Below are 26,948 nucleotides of genomic sequence, written 5' to 3'. Positions count from 1 at the left end.
TGCGGCCCGCCCCCGGCGCGCAGACCGACGAGGGCGCCGGGGCGCAGGCCGTGCGCGAGGCCGCACAGCAGACCCGGGAGATACGCGAGGGCCTCACCCGGGACCTGCGGCGCAACGCCCTGGACCTCATGGCGCAGGCGCGGACGGGCGGGCGCCTGGGGAGCGGGCTGCGGGCGGTCGCCGAGCAGTACGAGCCGTCGAGCACCTGGCACCCGAGGACGTCCGCCTGGTACCGGCGTGAACAGCAGGCTCTGTTCCGGGACTTCACCCAAGGGATGCGCCTCCAGGGCCCGGAGGGTCGCGCTGCGGCGACGGCCCAGTTCCAGCGGGATCTGCGCGCACTGACCGAGGCCGCCGGCGCCCGCGACCGTGCCCAGCGGGAGTTCGACGCCCTGGCGGACACCCGGCAGCCGGAGGCGACGGCCCAGCTTCACCCCGAGACCCGCTCCTGGCTGTGGCAGCAGACCGATGACCTCCGGCAGTCCTACGTGCAGGCCCGGTTGGCCGAGCAGACCGCCGCGCAGGCGGAGGCCTGGAACAGCCAGGCCGCCTCCGGCCGGCGGCCCGAGCTGGTCCCGGCGCCCTCACACCTCGCGGCGGACGACTGGCGCCGGGCCGCGTGGCAGTCCGAGCAGATCCGGCTGTACACCGAGTACGACGCCGAGCTGGCGAAGGCCGCCGCGGAGAACGCCGCCCAGGCGGCGGCCGTCGACCAGGTCGCCGCCGAGTACGGAACGATCCAGCAGACAGCGCCGCCCGAAGGCCCGTTCACCCTCTCCGAGGACCAGCAGCGCGCCTTCGACACCGCCTACGACACCTGGGCCGCCGGAACGGAGGGGCAGCAGGTTCCCGCGGACCTCCGGGAACAGACCCGGCAGCGCACGCTGGAGGACCGCTCCCGGGAGATCTTCACGGGGACCGACGGGTCCCAGGACCTGTCGGAGAGGCTGGCCGACGCGTTCACCCGCGAGGGCGTGCGCCAGGTGGTCCTGGACCGTGGCGGGCAGGCCTTCGACAGGCTCAGCCCGCCTGTGCCCCGTGCGGTGCAGGACCGGGCCCACGCGGCAGCGGTGGCTCATGTGCGGCCCCTGTTCGAGGAACTCCTCAGCAACGGTGTGGAGCAGACGCTGCCCGCCGGCCCCGGCCTCCGCGACAACCTGCGGGAGACGGTCGAGCGCGGCACCCGGACCTACCACCGGGCACTGGGCTGGGCGAAGGACGCCTTGGCCGCGCGCCTCGCCTACGAGCAGGCCCAGGACCGCCTCGCGCAGCGTCTGCAGGACATCGCCCGACAGCCTCGGGAACACCTCGGCGCCGACGCCCGCGCTCAGCTCGCCGCGTTCGAAGCGGACACGAGCGGACTGCGACTCGCCCCGGGAAGCTGGGAGACCCTGCGGGGCCAGGCGATGTCCACGCTTGAGGAGGCGTACCGCAGCACGTTCGACGAGGCGCCGGCCGAGCACGGCGACCGGACGCAGGCCGACCGCCTGGGCGCCTGGCAGGAGCAGGTCGACACGGTCCTGCGCGAACTTCCGGAGCGGGTCGCCCACCAGGCGGTCCGCGAACGCCTCGCCCGCGACGCCATCGAGCGGTCCGGCGCGGCACTGGACGCCTGGCAGGAGCAGTACGGCCAGGACACCCCGGCCACCGCGGGCCTGGGGGACCTCACGGGCGCCCCCCTGACCGAGGGGGTCCGCACCGGCGTGCAGGCCGGCCTGATCCGCGACGTCCTCGACCTGTACGACAAGCACTTCGACGGTCCCGTGCCGGACGCCGCGGCCCGCGCGAGCCGGACGGCCGTCTTCCACGACGGGCTGCGGGACCTGGCCGGGCAGGAGCGGCTGGACGGGCGCATCCTGCGCGAAGCCACCTGGGAGGTGGCCCGGGAACAGGGCGACCGGGTCTTCGCCGAGGCGCTGGAGGACTGGACCGGCCCCGACCAGGTCCTCACCCCGGAGCAGACCGCGCGGGTCCGCGCGGCCCACGACGCGCGCGTCCGGGCCGCCTTCGCCTCGGTCATCGGTCAGGGACTCTTCCCGCCCCGGGAACTGTCGGCCAAGACCGCGCCGTGGAGCGCCGAACTGCACGACATGGCCTCCACCCTCCCCGACCAGTTCACCTTCGAGCGGGAGAAGGACGCCGCGCTGCACGCGGCTGGCAAGGGCTTCGGGACGCTGCAGGGCGACCGTGCCGTGGCGGCGGAGCGCCTGCAGGGCATCGCCGACGACTACGCGGACGAATGGTGGAACGGCTACAAGCTGTTGGCGCCGCCGGCCCTCGTCGGATCGTTGGGGGAGCGGGAGGCGGCCACCGCCGACGCCTTCTCGGCCGGCCGGTCCGCGGCGGCGATCGGCGACCAGGCCCCCTCCGCCGTGCCGGACCAGGACCAGGCCCTCGCGGAGCCCACCACCGAGCAGGCCCCCGCCACCCTCACCGACGCCATCGACGCGGTCTTCGACGAGCCGGCCACGGACGCGGGACAGGAGGCTGCGGCGGGGGCGAAGGCACCGGCGTCCGGCCGGGTGCAGGTGGAGATGCCTCCGGAGGAGGCGCTCTGGCACGCGGTGCGGGACGGGCTGAAGTACCTGCACCACGAGCACCTGGCCCCGCCGCCCCTCGCGGACCTGCGACAGCTCCACGAGAACCCGCCGCACGGCTTCCGGCACGACCGGAACAGCAACAAGCTGGGCCTCTACGTCGCGCTGGGCATGGTCCAGGACGGGATCGAGGCACGGGGCGGCTCGGTCCGGCCGTGGTACGCCGGGCTGGCGCTGGGGGCCGGGTCCGGGAAGGAGAAGGAATACACCTTCCTGATGGCCAAGGACGGCGTCGCCGACATCACCCGGGTGCTCAAGAACGTGGTGGCGGTGGGGCCCGACGGGGACACGGCCAAGCTGACCGTCGAGATGAAGGACGTCTACACCGGACCGCACGGTGAATACCACCGGACGGTGGCAAGCGCCGTCCAAGCCCGGCGGGCGGCCGGTCAGCCGATTCCGGACGACGTGGACCCCGAGGAGATCGACGGCCTCATACAGCAGATGGCCATCGCCGAGCCGATCTTCGGTGTGGCCACCACGCTGCCCGGTGAGCAGTACGCGGACCGGGACCAGTTGTTCCACCACGAGCGCCAGTTGGACGAGGCGTTCGCCAGGATCTCCGGAAAGGCGGGAAGCGCCCCGTCCATCCGTCTCCAGGACTTCCTTCCGGAGGGCTGGACGGTCACGGAGGAGGGCGAGGGCTGGCTGATCGGCCCGCGGCCGATCGGGGACTGGCCGGGCTCGCACGACCACTTCAACGAGGGCGTGCCGCCCACCGTGGGGCACCCGCTCCTCCAGCACGTCTACGAGAACACCTGGCGCGACCTGAGCCACGGCTACTACACGCGCGACCACCTGGGCGACGCGCTGAAGTTCGCCGACCTCGGTGCCGCGCGCCAGCTTCTGCGCGAGGCGCGCGGAGAGGACTTCGGCCCCGAGGAGGTCGCGGACGCACTCGGAATGCTGGACAGCGTCCCCGACGCGGGCCTGCAGGCGCGGCGCTTCTACGAGGCCGTCCTGTACGTGACGGCGGCGATGATGGTCAACGGCCGTCTCGGGGACGCGCTGTGGAAGGCCCACGCCGCCGTACTGCCGCGCCACGAGCTCTACGAACTCTTCGAGGCGCTCCCGGAACGCGCCCAGAGCGACCTGCGGGAGAACATCGAGGAGCGTCTGGAGGACTTCGACCAGAGCATCCAGGCCAGGATCCCGGACGCCACAGACCGCTACTACAAGCACCAGGGGCTGCGGAAGCCTCCCCCGGAGCAGACCGTCCAGCCGCTGGACTACAACCTGCCGGACTTCGCGCACACGGTGGAGGACCTGCTCCGGACCGGCTACGGCGACGAGGAGGCCCAGGACAACCCCGTCGTCCTGGAAGAACAGTTCGACACGACGATGCTTCCCGAACTGGACGACGGCAAGGCCGTGGTGGAGATCCGCTCCGTCGGCAAGCGACACGTCACAGTCGGAGAGTCCCAGGCGTACCAGCAGGGGATTTCGCAGAGGGTCCAGGATCTGGCCCCCTGGGCCGAGCGCCTGGCGAACCCGACCCCCGAGGACCTGGCCGTCATCGACGACGCGCACAGCTGGCTGCAACTCCCGGCCGACGAGCGGCGGAAGACCCCGTGGACGGGCATCCCCTTCGCGGGCGCGGTGAGCGCGACTGCCGGCCCGTCCGGTGGCCTGCGGGTGGGCAGCGGCCCGGTGCGTGGTGGTGCGTCGCGGGGTGGGGGTCGGTTCGGTTCGTCGGGTGCGGGGCCGTCGGGTGCGGGGCCGTCGGGGTTGCCTGATTTTTCTCCGCAGCCGTTGGTGGCGGATGAGTTCTACTCGTCGGATGAGGAGAATCCGATGAGTGAGGAGGGTTTCCGGGAGGAGTATCAGCGGTTCGGTCGGGAGACGACGTTCGTTCCGCAGCGGACGGTTGGTTTTGGTTCGAGTCTGTATGGGCCGCGGCCGGAGGATCTTCCGCTTGCGCGGTCCGGTGAGCTTGCGAGTGGGCGTTTCCGGGTTGCTTATCGGGCGGATTTGGAGCCGTTGCACCGGTGGGATTCGCGTGGGCCGGATGTGATTTTCGTTGTGGGTTTCGGTCCGCATAATGATCGGCGTCCGGTTTCTTTGCGGTTCTATCAGGCGGAGACCATCGACACGGCGTTGGTGAGTACCAGTCGTGATGGCAGGTTTGCGGAGGAGGGTGCTCGGCCTGCTTGGGCGACGGTGAATGGTGTCGCTTATCGGTACACGATCGATGCGCCGGGTGGGTACGATTTCCTGGCGAGTATGCCGCGGCATGCGTATGCGAATCAGCAGGAGGTGGCGTTCTGGAAGGGTATTCGTCCGGAGTTCATCTCGAAGGTGACCGTCTTCGACGGTGACGGGAATGTGCTCGGCGTGCAGTGGAACCCGAATGCGTTTGCGGCGCGTGAGGTCATGGCTCTGCGGCGGGGTCGTGACCTTCAGCTGATGGGGCCGCATGCGGGGCCGTTGGTGCGGCAGCCGGGGCAGCTGAGTCGGGAGGACGTTGAGCGTCTGTTCTCGGACGTGCGGCGGGAGCTGCGCGAGTTGATGCCGGGTGTGCGTTTCTCGTTGTCGCGGGAGCTGGTTGCGCAGTTGCACGCCGAGTTGCCGGTGTGGATCCTGCAGCAGTCGATGCGGGTGCAGGGTGAGGCGATCGCGCAGACGCTCGCCGACGGTGGGCCGACGCGGACGCGTGGTGGTGCCTCGCGGGACGCGGGCGAGGGGACTTTGTTCGCCCCGTCCGAGGCCGGCCCGTCGGGCACCTACGTCCGTCCGCAGCCCTCCCCCCGGGAGACGACCGGTCAGCCGCCGCACGAGGACCTGAGCCTGGACCAGTTGCTCCGCCGCGCACTGGCCGTGGAGGAGGCCCTCGCGGCACAGGCCCCGTCGGAGGAGCTGGTCGAGCAGGCCACGCCTTCACCGCAGCCGCAGTCGCTGCCCGAGAGCTCGGCGGCTGAGGGGGACCGGACCGCCCCCGAGGAGGAGACGGCCCCTGCCGTGGCTCCCGCGGCGGCGGCCGTCACCTGGACCCCACGGGCGTTGCAGTGGGCGGAACCCGTCGCCGTGCGGCCCACGGACACCTCGTCGACCACGGACGCCGCGTCGACCACGGACACCGCGTCGACCACGGACACCGCGTCGACCACGGGCTCCTCGGAGTACGCGAGCAGCCAGGGCTCGCGGCAGTCGCGGTTCACCGAGCACCTCGACGGGCTGCCCGAGGGCGGCAGCACCACCCCGCCCGACCTGCTGGCCCTGCTGTCCGACGACGGCGCCGCCACCTCGTCGGCCACGTCGGACACCGCCGCCCCCCGGCCGAGGTCCCGGTGGGTGTCGCGACTGCGGCAGCTCCTCCGTTTCCCGAAGCCGACCCGCCACACCCCGGACCTCGCCCCCGAAGCCGCCCCCCAGCGGGCCACGGCCACGCTTCCGGGCCCCCGCAACACCGCCGTCCCCGCCCCCGTCCGGCAGCCGGTGAAGCCGGCCGAGGACACCGGCTGGAAGGCGGAACCGGAGACCACCACGGGGACGACGGCGAGGACGGACGAGTCGGCGGCCCCGCAGGAGAGGCCGGGGGACGCGACCACCAAGGCGACGCCACCGGCGGCGAAGACGGCCGATCCGGGGGCCCCGGACACGACGTCGGCCACGACGACCAAGGTGGCGCCGCCGCCGGCGACGACGACCACCGAGGCAGCGGCCCCCGGCGGGACGCCGACCGCCACCACCGACACCGTGCCCCCCGTCGTGGGCCACCTCCGGCTCCCCGTGTACCTGGAGACGATGGAGGGTCCCGGCCTGTCCCGGTTCCACGACCTGGACGCCGTCGACTGGGTCGGCGAGCGGGTGAAGGAGGTCACCGGCGGCGACCCCGAGCCGATCACCGACGAACTGACGGCGAACACCTCGTCGTTCGTCGGTGGCGGACGCACCTTCCAGGTCCGCGGCAACAACGCCTGGCACGACGTCACCGTCAGCGTCACCCGCTCGCGCACGGAGCCCCGCCCGCTGGTCGCCGTGGTCGACCCGGCGAAGGCCGCGAAGGCCGAGGGACCGGACGTCCTCAACGCCCACACCTCGTCCGCGACCACGACGCGCAGCGCCACCTCGACCAAGGGGTGGGCCGCCAAGCTGAACGTGACCGCGGTCCTGCCGACCCCGGTCCCCGGCCTGCTGGCCGGCGTCACCGCGGGCGTCAACCTGTCCTTCGGACAGACCACGCGCACGGTGGCCACGCAGGACAGCACGGCGCGGGCCCGCGCGCTCACCGCGTCCGGCGGTTCGGTGGACGTGCCGCGCACGGTGCAGGTCACCGTGCGGGTGCAGTCCGCCAGGGAGCCCCGTCCGAGCGTCTTCCACCGCCCGGGATCGGTGACCGCGACCGTCCCCGTCCGCCAGCTCATTCCGGCGGACACCCGGCAGGACAACGCGCCCTACTCGGAGAAGCTGTCGACGGAGAAGGCGCGCGCCGTGCGCTTCGCCGACTCGCTGGACGTGCTGACGGTCACCGGCGCCGGCGCCCAGCACGAGGGCGGCGGCGGCATGTTCGACGCCATCCGCACGGTGACGCACCCGGCGCTCACCGCCCCCGGCGCCCCCGGACGCGCGACCGCCTTCCACCCCGGCACGGCCCAGCAGCTCACCCGCGACCTGCACGACTACTTCGAGGGGTGGACGGACTCCGACGAGCTCGTGAGCCAGGGCCGCAGCGTGCGCGGCGGGTACCGGGCCCGGGCCGACATCCTCCGGATCGCTCCGGCCTTCCCGGTCACGGACCTGTTCTCCGAGCACGAGCTGCAGTCCCAGCGGGCCATGTCGACCGACCTCAGCGCCGGTTACGGCGGTGAGGTGGCGGCCGGCCCGGTGGGCGCGGGCGGGCTGATGGAGGGCGGCCCCCAGTTCCGTGCCGCCGTGCGTCCCGGCGTGCTCTCCGCCGCGTCCCGCACGTCCTCTTCGAACACGGTCACCACCCGCAAGAACGGGCCGCGGATCACCGGCCCCCGAGTGGTCTACCGGGCCCGGGTGCGTGTCTGGGTGGAGGGCACCGGGGCACGGTCCAGCGCGATGCGCGCGGGCCGCGGCCGCGCCGCCGCCCACCACGACGTGACGGCCTGGCTGAGCCTGCGCCCCGAGGAGGCCGCGGCACTCGGGCTGAGGCTGCCGGCCGGCGTCCCCTCGCCCCGGCCGCTGCTGAACCACCCCGGACAGGACCGCAGCCTGATCCTCGGCGCCGCGAGTCCGAGCGTGGCGCTGTCCAAGGTGGACACCGCGCAGCTGGTGGCGGGCATCGAGAAGGCGTTCGCCGAGGACCCCAGGCTCGCCGGTTTCCTGCCGGGCTTCGGCAAGGAGAACACCTCCGGCTTCTTCGAGAACACCGCCGACCAGGCACGCATGCGGACCAACCACCGCAGGCTCACCACCACGCTCTCCCCGTCCAGCATGGCCACCCGCAAGGGGCAGCTCCTGACCACCGGCCTGACGGCCGACCTGCGCCGCAAGGGCTGGACCGGGAACGAGTACGTGCAGGTGCGCGTCAAGGGCCGGCTGCTCACGCCCGAGGAGTACGAGGGGCAGCTGGCGGACTGGGCGCTGCGCGGGACCGCCAAGCTGGCCGGCGGGACGCAGAGCGGCGGGGGTGGGCAGGACGGCCTCTCGCTGCTGGGGACGCTGTCGGCCAAGCCGGTCCCCGGCCACCTCTACATGACCTTCGCCGCCGCCCTGGGCGCCAAGCGGTCCCGGGTCAACCAGGCGGGCCCCAACACGGAGGCCACCTGGGTGACCGCCGGGTCCACGGACACCAGCGGCTACCACGCGGTGCTCGCCTTCGACGTGGAGATCACCTCCGTCGCACGCCCGAGGACGTGGGTGCGGTACGCGACCCCCGGACGGCCCGGCCGCCAGGCCCCGAAGCTCACCGTGATCAGCAGCACCGCCCCGAAGACGGCGGACGGTGTGCGCCCCCTGGAGACCGACCCGATCGCCGTCCGGCTGACCACCCCGACCGCGCTCACCCTCGCCGAGGCCATGCCCCACGCCAGGCCCGGGGCCGAGACGGCGGGGACGGGCGGCGACCGGCCCCAGCTCCCGCTCACCACGGGGCCGGTGCAGCCCGTTCCGGTGCCTGAGCTGCGCGGCATCAACACCCTCTACGACCCCGCGTGGGCCCCCGTGGACGCGGCCAGGAACCCGCTGAAGCAGTGGCTCGCACTGGAGATCGTCGGTGACGGCGCCGAGATCCGCTCACTGGCGCAGGACCTTCTGACCGAAGCCGCGGGCGGCGACGAGGCTTTCACCACCCCGGGGCTGGAGCCCGCCTCGTGGATCGAGGAGCGGTTCAGCACCGACACGCTTCCGGTGGGCCTGGCGCGCGGCACCAAGAGCGCCTGGATCGTCGACGGCCTGCGGTACGAGCGCCGGCAGGGCACCCTGCGGGGCGCGGTGGGCAGCCGTTTCCACGTGGTCAACCCCACGGTCGTGGAGGTGCTCGACGGGCCCGCCACCGAGAAGTGGCTGTCCGGGGGCCACCAGGCGTCCGGGGTCAAGGAGGCCGGCCGGTTCGCCAAACTGTCCCTGATGGCCGGTGGTGCGGGCAGCACCGAGAAGCTCTTCGCCCTCGCCGGCCTGACGCCCGGCTACAGCTTCAGCAAGACCGCGCAGTCGTTCCTGACCTCGCTCGCCGCCGTCGAACGGATCGCCACCACCGGGAGCACCGACCGGGTCGTCCTGGTCCAGGCCGACCTTGAGGCCCTCATGGCCGCCGAGGCCGCCACCGGCCTCCTGCCGGCGAAGCTGGCGACGGGCGGCCGGCTGCTGTCCGGGGCCGCCGCCGCGCTGCTGACCGAGGAGCAGGCGCGCGCGCTCGGCCTCGGCGATCAGGTCGACGCGCGGGTGGCGGCGCGTACGGCGAGCGCCACCGAGCCGACCGGGAACACGAGCGTCCCCGAGCCGGTCGCGGCCGCGCAGTCCACGGCCTCCGCACCCGCGGGCGACACGGTCACGGCGCAGGAACCGGCCTCCGCCCTCACCACCGGGCCCGCTCCCGCCCCCCAGGGGCACCTCACCACCGACGTCCCCCTGGGCCTCGGCGAGGTCGTGCACGCCCCCGACTTCGGACGGTTGCTCCCCGCGCTCCGCGCCAAGCTGGCCGAACGGGCGGGCCGGCTCACCAAGGACCTCATCCCCACCGACCTGCTCCCCGAGCGGCTGCTGGACGACAGGCGGCACAACACCGAACGGCTGGGCGCGGTGCTCGACGGCGCGGTGAGCCTGCTGAACAGCCTGTCCGACGGCGACCTGTCGGTGGAACTGTTCGACCAGCGCCGCGGCAACCGCGCCTACTGGGCACAGTTGGTGGTCACCCCGCAGGACGGCACGGTCGAGGGGGCACCGCACCAGGGCCGGGGACTGTCCTACTCGACCACGGCGATGCTCGACAGCGGGAAGACCACCACGGACGGCCACGGGGCCGGGCTGGATGGTCTCGGGCTCTTCGACGGCGCGCTCTCCGACAGCGTGGGCGGCCTCGCCGCGCTCCCCGGCGGCGGCACGAGCGCCGAGCACACGTTCGCCGACACCGTGCGCCGTGCGCTGCTGGCCGCGGTGAAGACCAGCGTTCCGGACAAGGCCGGCATGGTCACCGTCCGGATACCGCTGGCCGGCGTCCGTCCGCCCCGTCTGGACCTCTACCGCACGGGGGAGCCGGAAGGCGCGCAGCCCATCGCCTCGGTCGAGTTGCAGGCGCCGCCTGCCCGCCCCGACGGCACCGTGCCCGAGGACGACAGGTACCTGCTGTTCCGGATGCCGGAGTCCGACCTCAGGGCGCTGGCCGGTCTGCGTCCGCCCCGGGAAGTGCCGCCGGTGGACGCCGGAACCGGGCCGCTCCTCCCGCTGGCGCAGTGGCGTGCCCCGAGGACGCAGCTCCCGCCGGAGGCGCAGGCCAACGGCTTCCGCGGCGCCGCACGCGTGCGGGCCGGGCTGGCCGAGCTGACCCGCAGGCTGGGTGCGTCGGCGGACTTCCGGAACATCGGCGCGGCTGCGGCGTACACGGTCCGGGAGGGGCTCTCCACGGAGTGGCTGAACTCGGCGCTGCCGATCCTCGCCACCACCGGGATGCCGCTGCCGCCCGCGTTCGTCAAGCGGTTCCTGGGCACCGAGGACCTGGACGTCCTCCTCCACGCCCGGCTCACCGACGGCGAGGTGCTGGGCGCCGGTGAGGAGGCCACCTTCGAGGTCACGGCAGGCGGCCACCCCAGAGGCATGGGACTGGCCGAGAGCGGAGAAGGCACCGCCCTGGGCGACGGCGGCGCCGCCACGGGGCAGCAGGCGCCCCTGCCGAACTACCTCCTCTTCGGTGTCCACCAGGTCCACGACGACGCGGCGATCCTGGCCCACACCAGCGGTCACGCCACCGCCGAGGCCGGCCAGCGCGCCGGCGGCAGCCCGGTGGTGGAGATGTTCTCCGGGCCGTCGGCACTGGTCCAGTTCACCGTCGACCTGCGGATGATCGCCCGGCTGCGGGAGCCGGTCCGCAGTGCCCTGGGACTGGGGGACACCGAGTCCGCGCTCGACGTGCCGATCGCGCACCCGGTCGCCATCCGGATGACGCGCGCCTCGGCGGCGAAGATGATCGCCGCCGGCACGATCAAGGACCCCGCGCACCACGTGGTGCGCTCCCAGGTCGTGGTCGACGAGGTGCCCGCCGGCGACGGGCGTCCGGCGGAACTGGTCTCCTTCACCCACCCGGACGCCGGCGTGCACCGGAAATCCTCCGAGGGGCCCGTGGGGGAGGGCCGCGAGGCCCAGTGGTGGCGCACCGAGGACGGCACGCTGGTCAGCACGGAGGGCAACCTCTCGGTGCCGCCGGAGACGAACGCCATGGTGTGGGGTTCGCCCGAGGTCGCCGACGGCCGCTTCTGGGGCACCCCCGAGGGCGGCAGCACGCTCACCCGGGACAGCGCGGAGCCGCTCGCGGACGAGGTCGGTCCGCTGGAAGAGGCCGGTCCGCTGGACGAAGCCGAGCAGGCCGGGCCGAGCGTCGCGCCGGAGCAGGCGCAGCCCGTCGCCGAGCCCGAGCAGGCCGGGCCCGTCAGCGAGCCCGTGGTGGAGCCGGAGCAGGTCGGGCCGGTCGTCGAGCCCGAAGCGGCGCCGGAGCAGGCCGAGCCCGTCACCCAGGCCGCGCAGGCCGAGCCCGTCGCTCAGGCCGCGCAGGCCGGGCCCGTCACCCAGGCCGCGCAGACCGAGCCCGTCACCCAGGCCGCGCAGACCGAGCCCGTCACCCAGGCCGCGCAGACCGAGCCCGTCACCGAGGCCGAGCAACTCGACCCGGGCGCCGAGTCCGACGTGGACGACAGCGAGTCGCACGCCGAGCACGCCGCCCCCAACCCGATGCCCGAGATCGACACCGCGGTCACGCCGAGCCCGCCGAGGGACCGGGCGCTCTCGCCGTACGGGCGCAGCTACGGCGCGCGGCACGACGGGCAGGTCGGCCTCGTCCTGTTCAGCCCGCTGCCGCCCGTCGTGCTGGACGGCCTGCACACGCAGGTCATCGAGGAACTGGGGCTCGACCCGGAGAGCGCCGCGGGCCGCGACGTCCGCGGGCAGCTCGCCGACCGGCTGAGCGGGGCGGAGTTCAATACCAACCGGGCCCGTTTCCGCAGCGCCGCGGGGTTCCCCGTCACGGTCACCGTGGACGGCCGGCCGCGGACCGTGCGGGTGCGGCTGCGGCTCACGGACCCGAGGCTCTCGCAGCGCTACGGCAGCACCGCGGGCGCGCTGCCCGACGTCAAGGTGGAGCAGAGCGTCTTCGGACCGGTGGGGTCCTCGCACGCAACCGCTTCGGGCACCTCGCGCGGGATCTCCGTCCCGCTCATCGTGTTCTTCAACCAGATGGTCGGACCGGTCTTCTACGGCGCCACGACCTTCTCCCCCTCCGGCTCGCACCACCAGTACTCGCAGTCGGTCTCGGTCTCCGACGGGCAGCAGACCAACGTCATGATGCGCGCCTTCGACGCCGCGCAGCCGACGGACTTCGACGGCCGGTGGCAGGTGCGGGAGGAGGACGCCGCTCAGGGCGAGGAGGAGGCCCACTGGCCCCCGGAGCAGGAGCACGGGCCTCTCACCCTCTGGATCCCCGAGCACCGCCTGTTCGACTCCGGTACGAGCGAGGCCCTCCCCGAGCCGATGGCGCTGAACGACTTCCCCCTGTGGGGTGCGGAAGCGGTGCCGGACCCCGGTCTGCTGCTCGCCCGCGCCCTCGCCCTTCCGGAGCTGAGCGACCTCGACGGCGCTTCACGTGCCGCGCTGGAGACCTTCTTCTCCGAGGCGGTGCTGCGCGGGACGGCGCGTGCCCAGGTGACGGACGGCCTGGACACGCCCGTGCTGATCGACAACTCCGGTCACGCGATCGCCGTGCTGCGGCTCGACGCGGAGATCGAGCCGGGCACGCCGGAGGCGATGAGCCCGGAGGGCGAGTTCTCGCTGGAGAACTGGAACATCCACTCCAGCGGCACCTCGCGGTCGGCCCAGCGCTCCAACAGCTTCGGCTTCGACCCCAGCGGTGGGGCGATGACGACCAGCGACACCAGCCCGGGGCTGGCCAACGCCTGGACCCACTGGGGCGGCGGGGCCAACGGCAAGTTCGGGATCAGCGTCTCGCGGAGCGACGCACTGAACAGCAGCAGCTCCGTGCAGCTCATGGTCGCCGTCTACACGCCGGACAGCAATCTCGCGACCCCCGCCACCGTCCGGTACACCTTCACCCTCGTCCACGCCCGGGGCGGCGAGACGAGTCACCGGCTCGACCCCATGGACGGCATGGCGCTGCGGCTCCCGCAGCGGAGCACCGTGCTCGGCCACGAGCCCGGCGAGGAGGAGCGGCGCGCACTGCCGCCGCGCCTGGACAACCTCAAGGGCCTGGGGATCTCCGCCGTTCCCGCCCGCGTCGAAGGAACCCGGCCGCTCTTCGACCGGCTGGAGCGGTGGCTGCGGGCGAACGACTTCCTGCCCCCCGAGGAGGCGTCGTCCTCCCGGCTTCCCGGCATGGTCGACGAACACCTCGTCCGGGCCCGGCTGGACAACCGCGACACGCTGCGGCGGGCGCGGTCGGCGCTGGGGCAGATGACGGCGCTCGCTGGCGCGACGGACGGCGGGAAGCCCCTCGTCTTCGAGATGCCGTACACGACCGGCACCCGCACCGTGCGGGTCGCGTGGCGCGCCCGTCGCGACCCTTCGCGCACCACGCGGCACACCTCGGTGCTGCGCGGCATCTACACGCAGGGCTACGTCGACCAGGAGTCGAGCGGTCAGCGCCGGCACGGCTGGTCCGGCGACGCGAACTACGGGTTCAACTCGGGACCGTTGATCCCGAGCCCGAAGTGGCCCGGGTTCCTGGACGTCGTCGACTTCACCCACCGGCCGTACCAGGTGTCGCGTTCCGAGACGCGCGGCAACGCCGTGGGCAGCACCCAGTACACGATGGCCACGCAGGACGGCAGCCACCTCTTCGACGTCCCCGCGGTCTTCGACCTGGACCTGTACGAGGGCGAGGGCTCCGAGCCCCTGCACCGGTTCGCGGAGGAGGACCCGGCCGCGGACGCGCCCGTGGTGGGGGACCTCACCCCCGGACGCCTGGAGGAGGGGCTGGTCCCCGTCCGGCAGGGCTCGGCCACGGTGCTGCGGCAGCCGGTGGAGCGGGTCGGGCAGGGCACGGTCAGCCTCGTCGTCCCGCACCTGCGCACCCTCGCGCCGACGCCTGCGCCCGCGCTCGCGCCGGTGCCGGAGGAGCCGGTGGCACAGGCGTCGCCGGAGACCGGGTCGGAGCCGGTGGTGGAGACGCCGGAGCCGGTGCCCGCACCGGAGCCGGCCCGCGAGCCGCTGCCGGAGCCGGACGTCCCGGAGCCGGTGCAGGAGCCGGAGTCGGCGCCGGCCGGCACCCCGGACTGGGAGATCCGCAGGCCGGTCACCGACGGTTCCGCCGCGGACGACACCGTGCGGCTGGACCTGGTCGACGGCGACGGCAACCCCCTGCCCGGCGTCTTCCGCCTGCCGGACGACGCCGACGTGGAGGTCTTCGCGGTCGCCGGCGCGCTGCAAGAGGCGTTCCGCCAACTCGCGGGCGGCACGTACCCCGGGGCGACGGACACCGTCACCCCGGAGGGCACCGGCACCGGAGCCGTCCCGGACTGGGCCAGGTCGGCCGCGAGCCTGCTGGGCGGCCTGGCCAAGCCGGGTGCGGACTGGCTGCGCGGCCTGCCGGGCGCGGGCAAGGCCGGCAAGTGGGTCACCGGCGGCTCGCTGACCGACAAGAGCAGCTTCGCGCACCGCGTCCTGGACAACGACCTGAGCGTGGAAGCCCTGCTGGGACGGGTGACCCAGATCCTCGGCGGGGTCTACGTCATCGAGGGGCTGACCCTGCCGGGGCAGGGTGCCGACCAGGAGTTCTCCCTGGAGATCACGGGTTACGCCCACAACCCGCGGTACCGGGTCGGCGGCACGGCGTACATGGAGAACGACCTCACCGCCACCGACGTCTCCTCGCAGCAGAAGGGCAGCGGGAGCGAGTGGCAGCTCGGGAGCAACCTGGGGTTCCTCCAGACGCCGCCCGCCCCCGCCCCGGACGGCACGCAGGCCTCGGGGCCGCGCGGCAACCCGTCGTTCCGGTACGGCCGCACGCAGGGCGCATCGGCCTCGCACTCGGAGAGCACCAGCACCGCGACCAACCGCACCCCGCTGGAGGCGGGCAGGCTCCACCTGGTCGAGGGCGACGTGACGCTGCTGGTCACGCTGAAGGCCGGCAGCCGCAACATCGTCGGCAACGCGTTCGGCGTGGGGGAGGGCCCCGCGGTCACGGTCGCCGTCGACGTGCCCGGGGCGCTGGAGTTCTTCACCGGCGACAGCCACCTGATCCGGTTCGCGCGCTGGTTCGCCGGCATGCAGGGAATGCCGGAGATCCCGCGTCCGGTGCCGACCGTGCCGCTGCCGGACCGGTTCGCCCGCACCCGGCAGCTCGGCGAGGCCGGCGTCCTGTCCGTCACCCAGCTCAGCGACCCCCTGCCCGTGCCCGACCAGGCCCAGCAGACCGCGGGAGCGGGGTTGTCCGGCGGGCAGCACGAGGTGCGCGACCGGCTGCGGAAGGAGTTCGGGCCGCTGGTGGAGCAGGAGGTGGCGGGTGCCCAGTCCGTGGGCCACGGCGCCTACCTGTCCGGCGTGCGGTCCTGGGTCGCCGACTTCACCTCGCCGAACGCGCTGCGGGCGCTTCCCGGACGCGGCCCGGACGGTCCGTTCGAGCTGGTCTTCCGCCACAACGTCAACGGCGGCGCCCGGCTGGTGAGGATCACCGTCGCGGCGGAGCTGCCGGTGCAGACCGCGCAACTGCGCGGCGTCCGCGGGCGCCCCGCCGGGACGGGCGCGGGACTGGAACAGGTCACCACGCACGTCCCGCACGCCACGAGCGACAGCGAGTCGTCCACCGTCACGCACTCCGGCGGGGCGAACCTCATCTGGCGTGTCCCGCGCACCCCCGACGACGGGCACCTGGACCGCGTCGGCCCGACCCTCGGCGTCAGCGGATTCCGGTCGCAGGGCCAGTCGAACAGCTCCACCAACAGCGACCGGAACTGGACCCGCGCGAACGGCACCGTCGACTACGACGGCCTCCCGTACGTGTACACCGCGTCGGTGGTGTCGCGGCCGGTGACCGACTGGCCGCTGGACCTGCCGGGCGGCCTCCTCCAGGGCGGCATCCTGAGCTGGCGGGACACCCGGGGCGAGTGGTCGCCGGCCACTGCCGGCGACTGGTTGCAGCACTGGGTCCGGGACATGCTGGGCGACCGCCCGGCCCGCACCGTCAGCGTGCCCGCGCTGGTGGACCTGCGCTTCACCGACGCGGACGCCGGCGAGCCCGTCCAGCCCCAGAACCACGTCCGCCCCCTGCTGCTGGACGAGGCACCGGAGCGGACCGACATACCGCGCCTCGTGCCCTCGGAGCCGATCCACGTGCTCGGCTTCGACGCCTTCCCGCAGCTGTGGGAGGCGCTGGGGAAGGTGTCACCGGACCGTTCGGACGCCTGGCGGACCCTGGCGGCGGGCTCCGAGGAGACGAACACCACGCGCCTGAGGGAGCTGATCCAGGCAGGCGACCTCGACCTGCGTGCCGCCGGCACCTCCCAGGCCCCGGCCCCCCTGAACGTGCCCGGCTCCTTCCCCGAGGACGTCGACACCAAGGCCGTGCTGGAGGTGCACCTGAGCAACCCGCGGCCGGTGACCGACGACGGCAGCGTGGGCACCGACCGGGTGCAGCTGCCCGTCCGCTCCTCCGGCGCCTCCGCCACCACGGGCCTCAACTTCGCGCTGGGCCTGTCGGCCACGGTCAGCTTGGACCCGACCAACAGCTACCTGCCCCAGTTCAACATGCCGGTCTTCGCCCAGCAGCCCGTGGCCCGGCAGGGCGGTTCCTCGGCGTCCGCCGGCCAGCGGGACCGCCTCCGCTACGGCAACGCCTACGACCCCGAGGGCCGGCACGGCACCCACAGCCACCTCGCGCAGGTGGACACGGTGATCACGGTCCGCGGCCCGGGCGGGGTCCAGCACGTCACCGGGGTCGCCGACGTCCGGCTGTACGAGCGCGACCTGCTCGGCCACGGCGTCCTCGGCCCGCGCGTCGCTCCCCGGGTCTACGACCTGCCGCAGCTGCTCGCCGCCGGGAACTCACCGCGGCTGACCGAGCTGAGCCCCGACGCACTCGACCACCTGCCCGGAACGCTCGCGGGCGGCTTCGCTGCCGAGGACGACGCCGTACAGCTCTGGCTGGCACCCGCCGAGGCGAGCGCCGGTGAGGAGCGGACCCGCGCCCTCCTCGCCGCCTCCGGCGCCGCCGCCCTGGCCGGGAAGCCGGTGGAACTGGCGCTCCGCGTCCCCGACGGCGTCCGCTACTGGAACTTCGGCCCGGACGGCGCGCTCGCCGACACGACGGAGACCACCGCTGCCGCCGCCGCGGCGTTCCGGGACGCCGTCGCCGCCTACCTCGACGCCTCCGCCGCCATGGACGCGGCAGCCGCGCAGGCCGCGGACCTCGACGGGCAGCGCCTCGTCGCGGAGCAGGACCTCGCCGGGGAGGCCGGCACGGACGCGGCAGGCGGGCAGCACACCGCGGCGGGCGACGAGGCCGCCGCCCGCCTCGCGGAACTCCAGCACGCCCTGGCCGCCGCCCGGACGCAGCAGGCGGAGCAGGCGCGGGCGCAGCTGCGGGCCTGGGCGCAGGCGCACCGGCAGGCGGACACGCTGCACGCGGCCCGTGAGGCGGAGGGCACCGGCAGGGTGCAGCTCCCCGCCCGGACCCTGTCCTCCGCCCCCGCCCACGAGCAGGCTGGTTCCGCGACCGGTACGGGCGACGCGGACGGGACGCGCACCACCTCGGGCGAGGCCGAGACGGCCACCGGGCCGGACACCCCCGTCCGGCAGCCGGCGGCGCAGGAGCCTGGCATCACCGTTCCGCCGCCCGCCGTCCTGGCCCCCGAGCCCGTTGCGACGGAGCAGCCGGCGCCCGCCCGTGCCACCGCGGACGCGGCGGACCAGTCGGGCCTCACCGTTCCGCCCCCTGCCGCCCCGGCCCACGAGACGCCGGCGACGGCCGCGCCGCTGTCGGCCCGCGCCGCCGGGAAGCAGCGGGCGGAGACGGCGCCACCGGAGGCCCTGCTGGCACAGCTCCTGAACGAGCGACTGCTGGAGGACGGCCTCGCCCACCTGGCGCCGTCCGAGGCGCAGTTGGAGACCTACCTGGCGGGCCGGTCCGGCGCGCTGGACGAGGGCGAACTGGAGCGGATCGCCGACGAGTTCGCCACTGGTCTGGCCGAGGAGGCGATGGCCGAGCCCGACGCCGACACCACCGCAGCGGTGTACGGCGTCAAGGGCGGCAGGGCGGCGCCACGCGACCGGTGGGCGGCGGAGGCCGGACCGTCGCTCGCGGAGTCCGACGAGGAGGAGCAGGGCCGTGAAGCCCCGCAACGGGGCGCCTTCGACACCGAGGAGGAGGAGCGCGCCTGGGAGGCCGCACGGGCCGCTGCTGCCGCACCGGTGCTGGACCACATCCAGCAGCGCCGGCGTCAGGCCGGTCTGCACGGGACGGAGACCGGCCCGCGGTTCGCCCCGCAGCGGCAGGGCCCGCCCGCGGACCTGGCGGGGATGGTCGGCCCCGACACACCGGCACAGGAACAGGACCTCACGGAGGAGCAGACTCAGGACCGGCAGCAGGCGGGCAGGCGACGCGGCGGTGCCGTGGGCCGCCGCCCCGGCCTGCCGGGGACGGCACCCGCCCATGGCGGAGAGCACGAGATCCCGCTGGAGACCCTGCTGGAGACCGAGCTGCGCTCGGCGCTGCTGAGCCGCGGCCACGGACACCTCATGCCGGACTCCGAGGAGATCCCGGCGATTCTGGCGACCCGCCCCCAGGGGCTGCGGAACCACCGCCAGATGGCGAGGGTCGCCAACGAGTACGCCATGCGTCTGATCAGCGAGGACGTGGCCCGACGCGAGGGCGCCGAGCGCCCGGCACGCGGCGCCCTGGGCGGCCGGGCGCCCCAGGAGCAGGACCCGAACAGGCGGCGGGACGAAGGCGGACCGTCGCGTGAGGGGCGGCAGGGCGCCTTCGACTCCAGGGCGGAGCTGGACGCCTTCCGCCGGGAGGTGGCCGCGGCCGAGCGGGAGCGGGAAGTCGAGCGCCATGAGCGGGCTCTGGACCGCGCCGCCGCCGAACTCCCCGGCGTGCTCCAGCGCCTGACCGCCGCGCGCGCACCCGAGGCGAACCAGCGCGGCTGGGGCCAACCCCGCACCCGCAGGACACTGACCGGCCGGGGCCCCGGGGGCAACATCGGCCCGACCGGTGGCGTCGGGGTCTCCCGCACCGACCGGCCGCGCACGGCAGGCCAGGTGCCCGCCACCGCGCGCCCGCGCCCGAACGAGGTCGGCGAGGTCCTCGGCCGCGACGGCGAGGACCAGGTCTTCGTGGACGGGCGGCTCCTCGACGAGGGCACCGTGGGCCCGGACGGGCGTCGCACGTACCCGGACGAGGAGCAGCGGGGCGACCGGGTCACCCAGAGCAACGGGCTGGTGGTCGGCCGGACGTTCTTCAACGGGATGGACCGCGCCCTGCGGGACTTCTACGCCTCCTTCCGGGACATCACCCAGGGCATCCAGTGGCAGGGCACCGCGGGCGGGCGCCGGGGCGCCTGGTTCAACGTGCCCGTCCTCAACACGGGTGGCGCCTTCCTCCTGGGCGGGCACGGCGGCTACGACCTGGCCCGCTGGGGAGCCGACGGCATGCGGGCGCTGGAGCACTTCGCCGCCCGGTCCGGTGCCGAGGGCATCGTGGCGGTGTGCGACTTCCCGTCCGAGGCGGCGCGGCAGGCTGCCGACCGGTTCCGCATCACGCTCCACACCGGTATCCACGCGCTCGCCGACGCCCAGGGCCGACTCGCCTACCACGTGCTGGAGGACGACCGGGGCCGCCGCCGGCCCTGGCAGGTCTTCCGCCCGGGGCAGCCGACGACCGAGTACCACCCGCAGGGGCAGCTCGAATGGAACGTGCCCGAGTCGGAGTACCCGCCGCGGGAACTGCGCAACTCCCCTGCGCAGGGGAACTCCTCCGGGCGCTCACGTGGCCTCCTCGGGCGCCTGCGCGCCCCCGCGCCGCCCGCCGAGTCGAGCACCGCCGCCGCCCAGCGTCCGCCGTCCCCCACGGCCTGGGCCGCGCCGCCCGCCGAGGGGGCGTCGAACCAGTTCAGCGAGCTGATCGGCCACCCGGAGTGGGAGGCGTACGCGGCACGCTTCGAGGGGGGCCTGGTCCGTGCCTACCGGCAGGATCCGGCCGTGCGCGACGCCGCGGCCCGGATCACCCGCGTCCTGGAGGACCATGCCGAGCGCGAGATACACAAGGCCGCCCGCGCCGGACTGCGGGGCAAGATCGGCCTGCAGTCGCACAGCGGCGTCCCGCGCGAGCGCGAGCAGGCAGAGATCGGCGAGAAGCTCCGCTACGTCTTCCGCCCGACGCAGCCCGCGCCGGCCGGAATCGACCTGGCGCCCCTGAACCGGCAGGACCCCCACCTGGACGGACATCTCCTCAGCGACGGGGACATCGACCTCGCCGCCCGGATGATGCACGCTTTCGCCGACCGGGCCCGGAACCACGAAGCCGACCGGGTGGCTCTCCCGCTGCTGCTGAAGGCGTTCATCGCGGACATGGTGGCGCCGAACTTCCCGCGGAGCACGAGCAAGCCGCCCCTGACGGTGACCGAGGTGTTCACCGCCGCGCAGCGCGCGGGCCTGGGAGGGGACTGGGGCAAGGCCCTGCTGGCCGGGGCGCTGGGCCATGGCGCCCCCGAGATGTACGAGGTGGTCGACCGCGAGCTGACCCCCGCCGCGTCGCTGACCGGCGGCCTCCAGGCCCGGGAGCCGGGGGCCGAGGACGTCCGGAGCCTGTCCGCAGACCTCGTCCTGCCGCACCTGGCCCTGGCCTACGACGGCAGCTTCTCCCCGCAGCTCGGCGCGTTCGGTGCCGCGGCGGCCCGCGACTTGGGCCTGAACGAGTACCAGGCCGACGCGATCCGCCTGGTGCTGGGCCGGGACGGGGCCGCGCCGAAGTCCGAGCCCGCCGTGGTCCGGATAGCGTCCGAAGCGCTGCTGAACCAGCCACCGGTCGGCGCAGACGTCTACATCCGCCTGGACCACGACCCGCGCTTCGGCGTCGGGAGCAGGATCTCCCTCGACGGCTGGTTCGGGGGTCGCCGCTCCTTCTCGGACGTCCTGAACCTGGCATCCAGGGACCCGGAGGTCGTGGTCCGGGTCCGGCGGTCGACCGCACGCGACATCACCGGCCTGGCGGACGACGGGCACCCGCTGACGCTGTACCCCCCGTACACCTCGACCCTCCGTGTCGACGGGGCGAGGCACGACCGCCTGCCGAACGGCCTCCTCCTCCTGCTCGACGCCTACGAGGAGACGCCGGTCCCCGAACCGCGCATGCGATGGGGCAAGGAGAGCGTGCGCCGGCACGACTTCGTCACCGAGGACGGTCGGCACTGGGTGTCGACGGGGTACTTCACCGGGCCGGAGGCGGCGCTGCGGGAGGGCGCGATGCGCCGCGGCTACCTGACGGGACGCCTGAACCAGTGGAGCCTCGACGAGAACGGACAGCCGGTCGCCAAGGAGTACCGCCTGCCCGTCCCCAACCCGGGGAAGCACCACCCCCTGGTGTACGTCCTCGGCGATCACGGAGGCTCGCCGGAGGAATCCTTCGAACGGCTTGAGCGGCTGGTTCCCGTGCAGCAGAAGGCGGGGCGCGCTCTGGTGGTCAGGATGCGCTGCGGTGACGGCCTCGCCCAGTACCCGGACCCGCGGCTGGACGAACTCACGAAGCCGAAGGGGACGAGGAAGTCGAAGGCGCCGGGGCTGACGGTCTTCGACTTCCTGGGCAGGCAGGCCCTCAGGGAGGTGCCCCTGCGTCCGGACGGCGTCGGGGGCCTGGTCCCCGTCTGGGACGCGCTCTGGGACGCCGACGGCAACCCCACGCAGGTCGCCATCTACGAGAACGGCACCCACCGGCTCTTCCCCGGCCCGGACGACTACGGATCGCCCGTCACCGGCCTGGAGCCGCCGGCACCGGAACTCGTCAACGACGCGAGCGCCGCCTCCCGGTCGACGCGGGACTGGCAGGCCACCCTGGTCGCCCACGACCCCGCGGGCGTCGTCGAGGACGTCACCGACCCCGACGCGGACACCGAGGCCGCTGCCGCCGCGGCTGCCGCCGCCGATGCTGAGGAGGCCGCGGAACTGGCCGAGCGCGGCCACGCGTGGGAGGCCGGGCTGCCCGAGGCGCTGGCCGAGGAGGACGACCTGCAGGCGGAGGCGGCGGAGGCCCGGGCGACCAGCGCCCTGCGGCAGTGGCTGGACCGCGGTGCCGCGCAGCCGCTCAGCGACAGGGCGTTCTTCGGCGGCGGCTCACTCGCCAGGCGGGACTTCGCCGGCGTCGTCCGGAAGCACCTGGACAGGCTCCAGGACGCGCTGCCCGAGCCCGAGGTGTTCGACCGGGCCGAGCGGGCGGCGCTGGAGGCCCGGGGCTTCCGCGTGGGACAGGGCGACGCCGGCAGGGGCGTCTCGCGGATGCTGGACGTCTACGGCATGCTGCGGGGAGCGGGGCTGGTGCCCGAGGAGGACGCCCCCGCCTTCCTGCGGGCGATGGCGCAGCGCGTCCTTGGCCCGCGCCCCGAGCAGGCCACGCTCCACACGTTCCTGGGCTCGGCCGAACGCGCCGGGATCGTGCCCGCCGAGCCGCAGACGCCCCTGCGGAACCCCCGCGAGCTGTACGCGCGGGCCTACAGCGCCCTCGGCCTCGACGACGGCCGCACGCTGCCGTCCGTCCTCAGCTTCGCGGACTCGGAGGTGGCGCGTCGGTACGGCCTCAGCGCTGACGAGGTGGCCGACCTGCGGACTCTGGACGAGCAACTGCCGAGGCGGGGCGGGAACGCGCGGTGGCAGCGGCAGATGTCGGGGACGCTCAGGGGGCTTCCCAGGGTGGAGCAGGAGGTGTGGTTCGCCCAGCGCCTCTCCCCGAGGGACGGAGCGTCCCACGGCGACCTGGGGATCGGACAGGGCCTGACCACCCCCGTGCTGCCGCGGGTGTGGGCTTCGGAGCAGGAGGCCAAGGAGGCGCAGGAGGCGCTGCGGGGGACCGGCCGGGACGGCGGCACCGGCGAGTGGGTGCTGGTGCGGGCGCCGGGTACGGTCGCCCGCGACCCGGGGACCCTCGCTCCGCACACCGGTTGGCGACTGCTGCCCCCCGTCCTCCCGGGTCTGCGCATCACCGACATCCAGCGCCCCTCGGCGGACCGGACGCTCCCGGTGATCACGGTGGAGGACCCCGTCAGGCCGGAGGCCGCCGGTGCGTGGGGTGCGGACCGGGTGCGGTCGCGGTCGTTCCGCGACGGCGAGGTGACGGCGTACTTCCCCGACCCGGCCATGCGGGTGCGCGAGGGCGGTCTCGCGAAGACGCCGGAGATCACCAAGGTGGTGGCGTGGCGGAGGACCACGGGCCCGAACGGTGAAACCACAAAGGCGAGTTCGCAGTTCTCGCTCGTTCCCGGCGTCGGATGGACGTACGTGTCCGGCGACGGGCTGCGGGTGGGCGACCCAGTGGCGGCGCTGGAGGCGGCAGCCGCCAGGGCGGGCTCCGAGGCCACCGGCGTCTGGCTCGACGCCTGCGGTGACGAGACCCGGCCGGTCGCCCCCGAGAAGCTGGTCGAGGCGTCCCAGCGGTCGCAGCGCACGTTCCGCAGGTTCACCGGCCGGATGGCGGTGACGCCGGACCCGAGCGAGCAGGTCGGGTTCCGCCGCGACCTGCTGGAGGACACCCAGGGCCGGCCCACGGGAGTGCAGACCTTCCACCCCGACGGGAGGTGGGAGGAGCTCACCGCGGGCGAGACCGGCTGGCTCAGGACGGTCCACCACCCCGACGGGACGGTGGAGGAGTCCCCCCTCGCCGGCGGGAGCGACTGGAGCACCGGCACCGAGACCTACCCGGCGCCGGAGTTCGTCAACGACATGACCCCGCAGGCGGTGGAGGACGCCGAGGACTGGCGGGAAGTGCAGCGGCCCCCGGTGTCGCTCGCCTCGCTGCTGAGGACCGCGCTGCGGGAGCGGCCGGACCTGGACCTCGGCGCGGACCACGGGCTCGTCATGGACGAGCTGCGCGGCGGGGTGTTCGACTGGATCACCGGCCCGGACGCGGCGCGCGCCGTCCGGCAGGCGTTCCCGAGCGAGTCCGTGCACTACCCGCAGCGCGACGCGGCGGACCTGGCCTTGCTGGGGCGGGAGTACGAGGACGAGCTGCGGGAGCACCTGGAGTGGTCGTCGCAGGTCGCCGAGTACACGGCCGAGGCCGAGGAGGCGGCCCTGGCGGCCCTGCGGGCCGTCCTCTCCGGCGACCTCCAGAACCCGGCCGACGACCGCGAGCTCTGGGGCGAGCAGGGAGAACCCGCGGCGAACCGCTTCGCGGTCGCGGTTGCCCGCAACTGGCCCCGGCTCTCCTCCACGGTGCGGCTCCGCCCGGCCCCTTACGAGCCGGAGGAGGAAGCGGAGCTGAGGGCGCAGGGGTTCTGGCTCGAAGGCGACCAGAGCGAGGAGCGCGCGAACCGGCTCCTGCGGATCTACCACTCGCTGGGGCGTCCCGAGGAGGAGCACGAGCTCATCCTGCCGGCGATCGCGCGGGTCACGCTGGGCGACGGTCTGGGCCGCACCTCCCTGTACCAGTTCGCCGCGGCCGCCTACCGGTCCGGCGTCGGGGACCGGGCGGAACTGCGCCGCGCCATCACGGGCGGACCGATGAGCCTGTACCAGTGGGCCTCCGGCTACCTCGGCGTGCAGAGGAGGAGCGGCGAGAGCCTGCCCCACCAGATCTTCTACGAGGAGCACGTCGGCGGCCGGGAGGCGCTGGACGACGAGAGCCGGTCCATCGCCGAGCGGTACGAGCTGGCTCCCCGCGAGCTGCACGCGCTGCGCACGCTCCGCGAGCTGCACCCCGTGCTGGACGAGGAGAACAACCGGGGGAAGGCCACCGTCACGACCGACGTGCGCCGCGCGGTGACCTCCGAAGCCCTCCGGCGCCTCCCGGCCCTGGAGCAGGAGGTGTGGTGGCACGGCACCCCCCCGCCGGTGTACGGCGCTGGGAACGCCCTGCTGTTCGACACCGTCCCGAGAGTGTGGCGTTCGAAGCAGGAGGCCATTGAGGCGTGGCGGGCGGTCGGAAATGACGGGGAGGTCCTCTTCCGCGGACCGGGCCTGCTGGCTCGTGACCCCGGGAGCGTGGTCCCGCGCCTAGGGCTGCGTTTCCCCGCGGACTTCCTGCTCCAGATCACCGGGGCCACCCCTGCCCTGGAGGGTGAGCCGCTGCCGGTGGTGACGCTGGAGGACGGCCGGCGGGGAGCCCAGCCCGAGGACACCGGCGAGTGGGCGCCGGACCGGATCCGCCGGCGGGAGGTGTACGACGACGACGGCCGGCTCCGCGGGAGGTTCTACTTCGCGGACGGGCCGTGGGCTCTCCGCGAACCGGACTACGAGCGCGTGTGGGAGACGACCCACAGCCTCAACCTGAAGGCCGACGACGAGTCGGAGGAGGTGGCATGGCTCGGGAAGCGCCTCCGTCTGCCCTTCGGCCCCGAGGGCACGTTCTGGTCCGGCGGACTCGGTGACCAGCTCGGCTCGCACGAGGCGGCGGCCCGGGCGGCCGCGTCCACGGCGAGCAGGGCGGGCCTCACCGACGTGGTGATGGTGCCGTGCGGCAGGGGCGTCAGCATCGACGAGGACGCGCTGCTCGACATCGCCGAGGACTACCGCGTCACGATCTGGCGGGTCCCCGGACAGGCGTCCCTCGGGGAGGACGCGGACGAACCGGGCAAGAGCGTCCTCAAGCTGCTGGCGGGCGCCGAGGGCGCGTACCTGGAGGCCTACCCCCCCTACGGAGTCCGCAAGGACTACCAGGCCGGCGAGGACGGCTGGCAGCCGGTGCCCGCCGAGCAGGTGCCGGACGGGCGGTACTGGAACGACGGCGCGCCGCCCCGGCCGCTCCGCGAGGCCCTGCGGCGCCAGGCGGCGTGGTTCCGCGCCCAGGCCGGGGGCGGGGCCGGGGAGGCGCTGCGTCCCGACGCGGACGAGGAAGTGCGGCGGCTCGTCGAGCGGGCGCGCCGGGCACAGCAGGCTTCGGCCGTCGAGGCAGCGCGGGTGTTCGCGGGGGAGCAGATGGTGCTCCGCCAGGCCGAGGCGCGGTTGCGCCGTGCCGAGGAGGAGCGCCCCGAGAGGCTGGCGGAGCTGAGCGCGGAGGCGCGGCGGCTGTGGGAGCAGGCGCGGGCGCGTCGCGTCGAGGCCGGGCGGGCGGCGGCGCTCGCGGAGCTGCGCGCGGAGAACGCGCTCGTGGCCGGGCGGCTGGGACAGCGTGGCGAGGTGCCCGAGCGGATCCCGGAGTTCGCCGAGGTGACGTTGGGTCCGGTGTACGGCCAGGACGACTGGACCGAATGGGCGGAGGCGTACGAGGGCGCCCTTGCGCAGGCGGCGCGGGAGGTTCCCGAGGCCCACGAGGTGATGGCCTGGGCGAGGGAGGCGCTGCTGGAGAAGGTGAACGCCCTGCGCGGCGGGTCGCCGCTGGACGAGGAGGACCTGTTCGGTCCTGCGGCGGAACGGGTCGGCCCGGAAGCCGACTTCGAGTCCTTCCCGCTGGTCGTGGCGCGCCACGGCCAGGAGTTCCTGGGGATGGTGGGCGGTGAGGTCCCGGGCTTCCTCCACGCGGAGGTCCGGGAGGCACTGACGCGCCGGGGCTACCTCCTGGGGGACAACGACGTCTTCTGGAACCTGGTG

1 protein-coding gene and 1 pseudogene (1 of these 2 cut by a window edge) are annotated in these 26,948 nt (G+C 74.3%); one reads left to right on the top strand and one right to left on the bottom strand.

What is annotated here, in order from left to right; translation table 11 throughout:
• Positions 1-584 precede the first annotated feature (584 nt).
• On the bottom strand, positions 585-4,001 hold the full coding sequence (locus ACFV3R_RS00425) for a hypothetical protein (protein WP_385574289.1): 3,417 nt from the start codon (positions 3,999-4,001) through the stop codon (positions 585-587).
• Between ACFV3R_RS00425 and ACFV3R_RS00420 the strand changes: the two are divergent.
• A pseudogene (locus tag ACFV3R_RS00420) lies at positions 3,939-26,948 on the top strand (hypothetical protein); its annotated part runs 21,328 nt beyond the window's last position; the annotation flags it as partial. The gene ACFV3R_RS00425 and the pseudogene ACFV3R_RS00420 overlap by 63 nt on opposite strands.

Origin of the sequence: Streptomyces sp. NPDC059740 (assembly GCF_042733155.1) — a bacterium.
Taxonomy (GTDB): Bacteria; Actinomycetota; Actinomycetes; order Streptomycetales; family Streptomycetaceae; genus Streptomyces.
The sequence above is the reverse complement of the archived record's forward strand: the minus strand, read 5'-3'. Positions and strand labels throughout refer to the sequence as shown.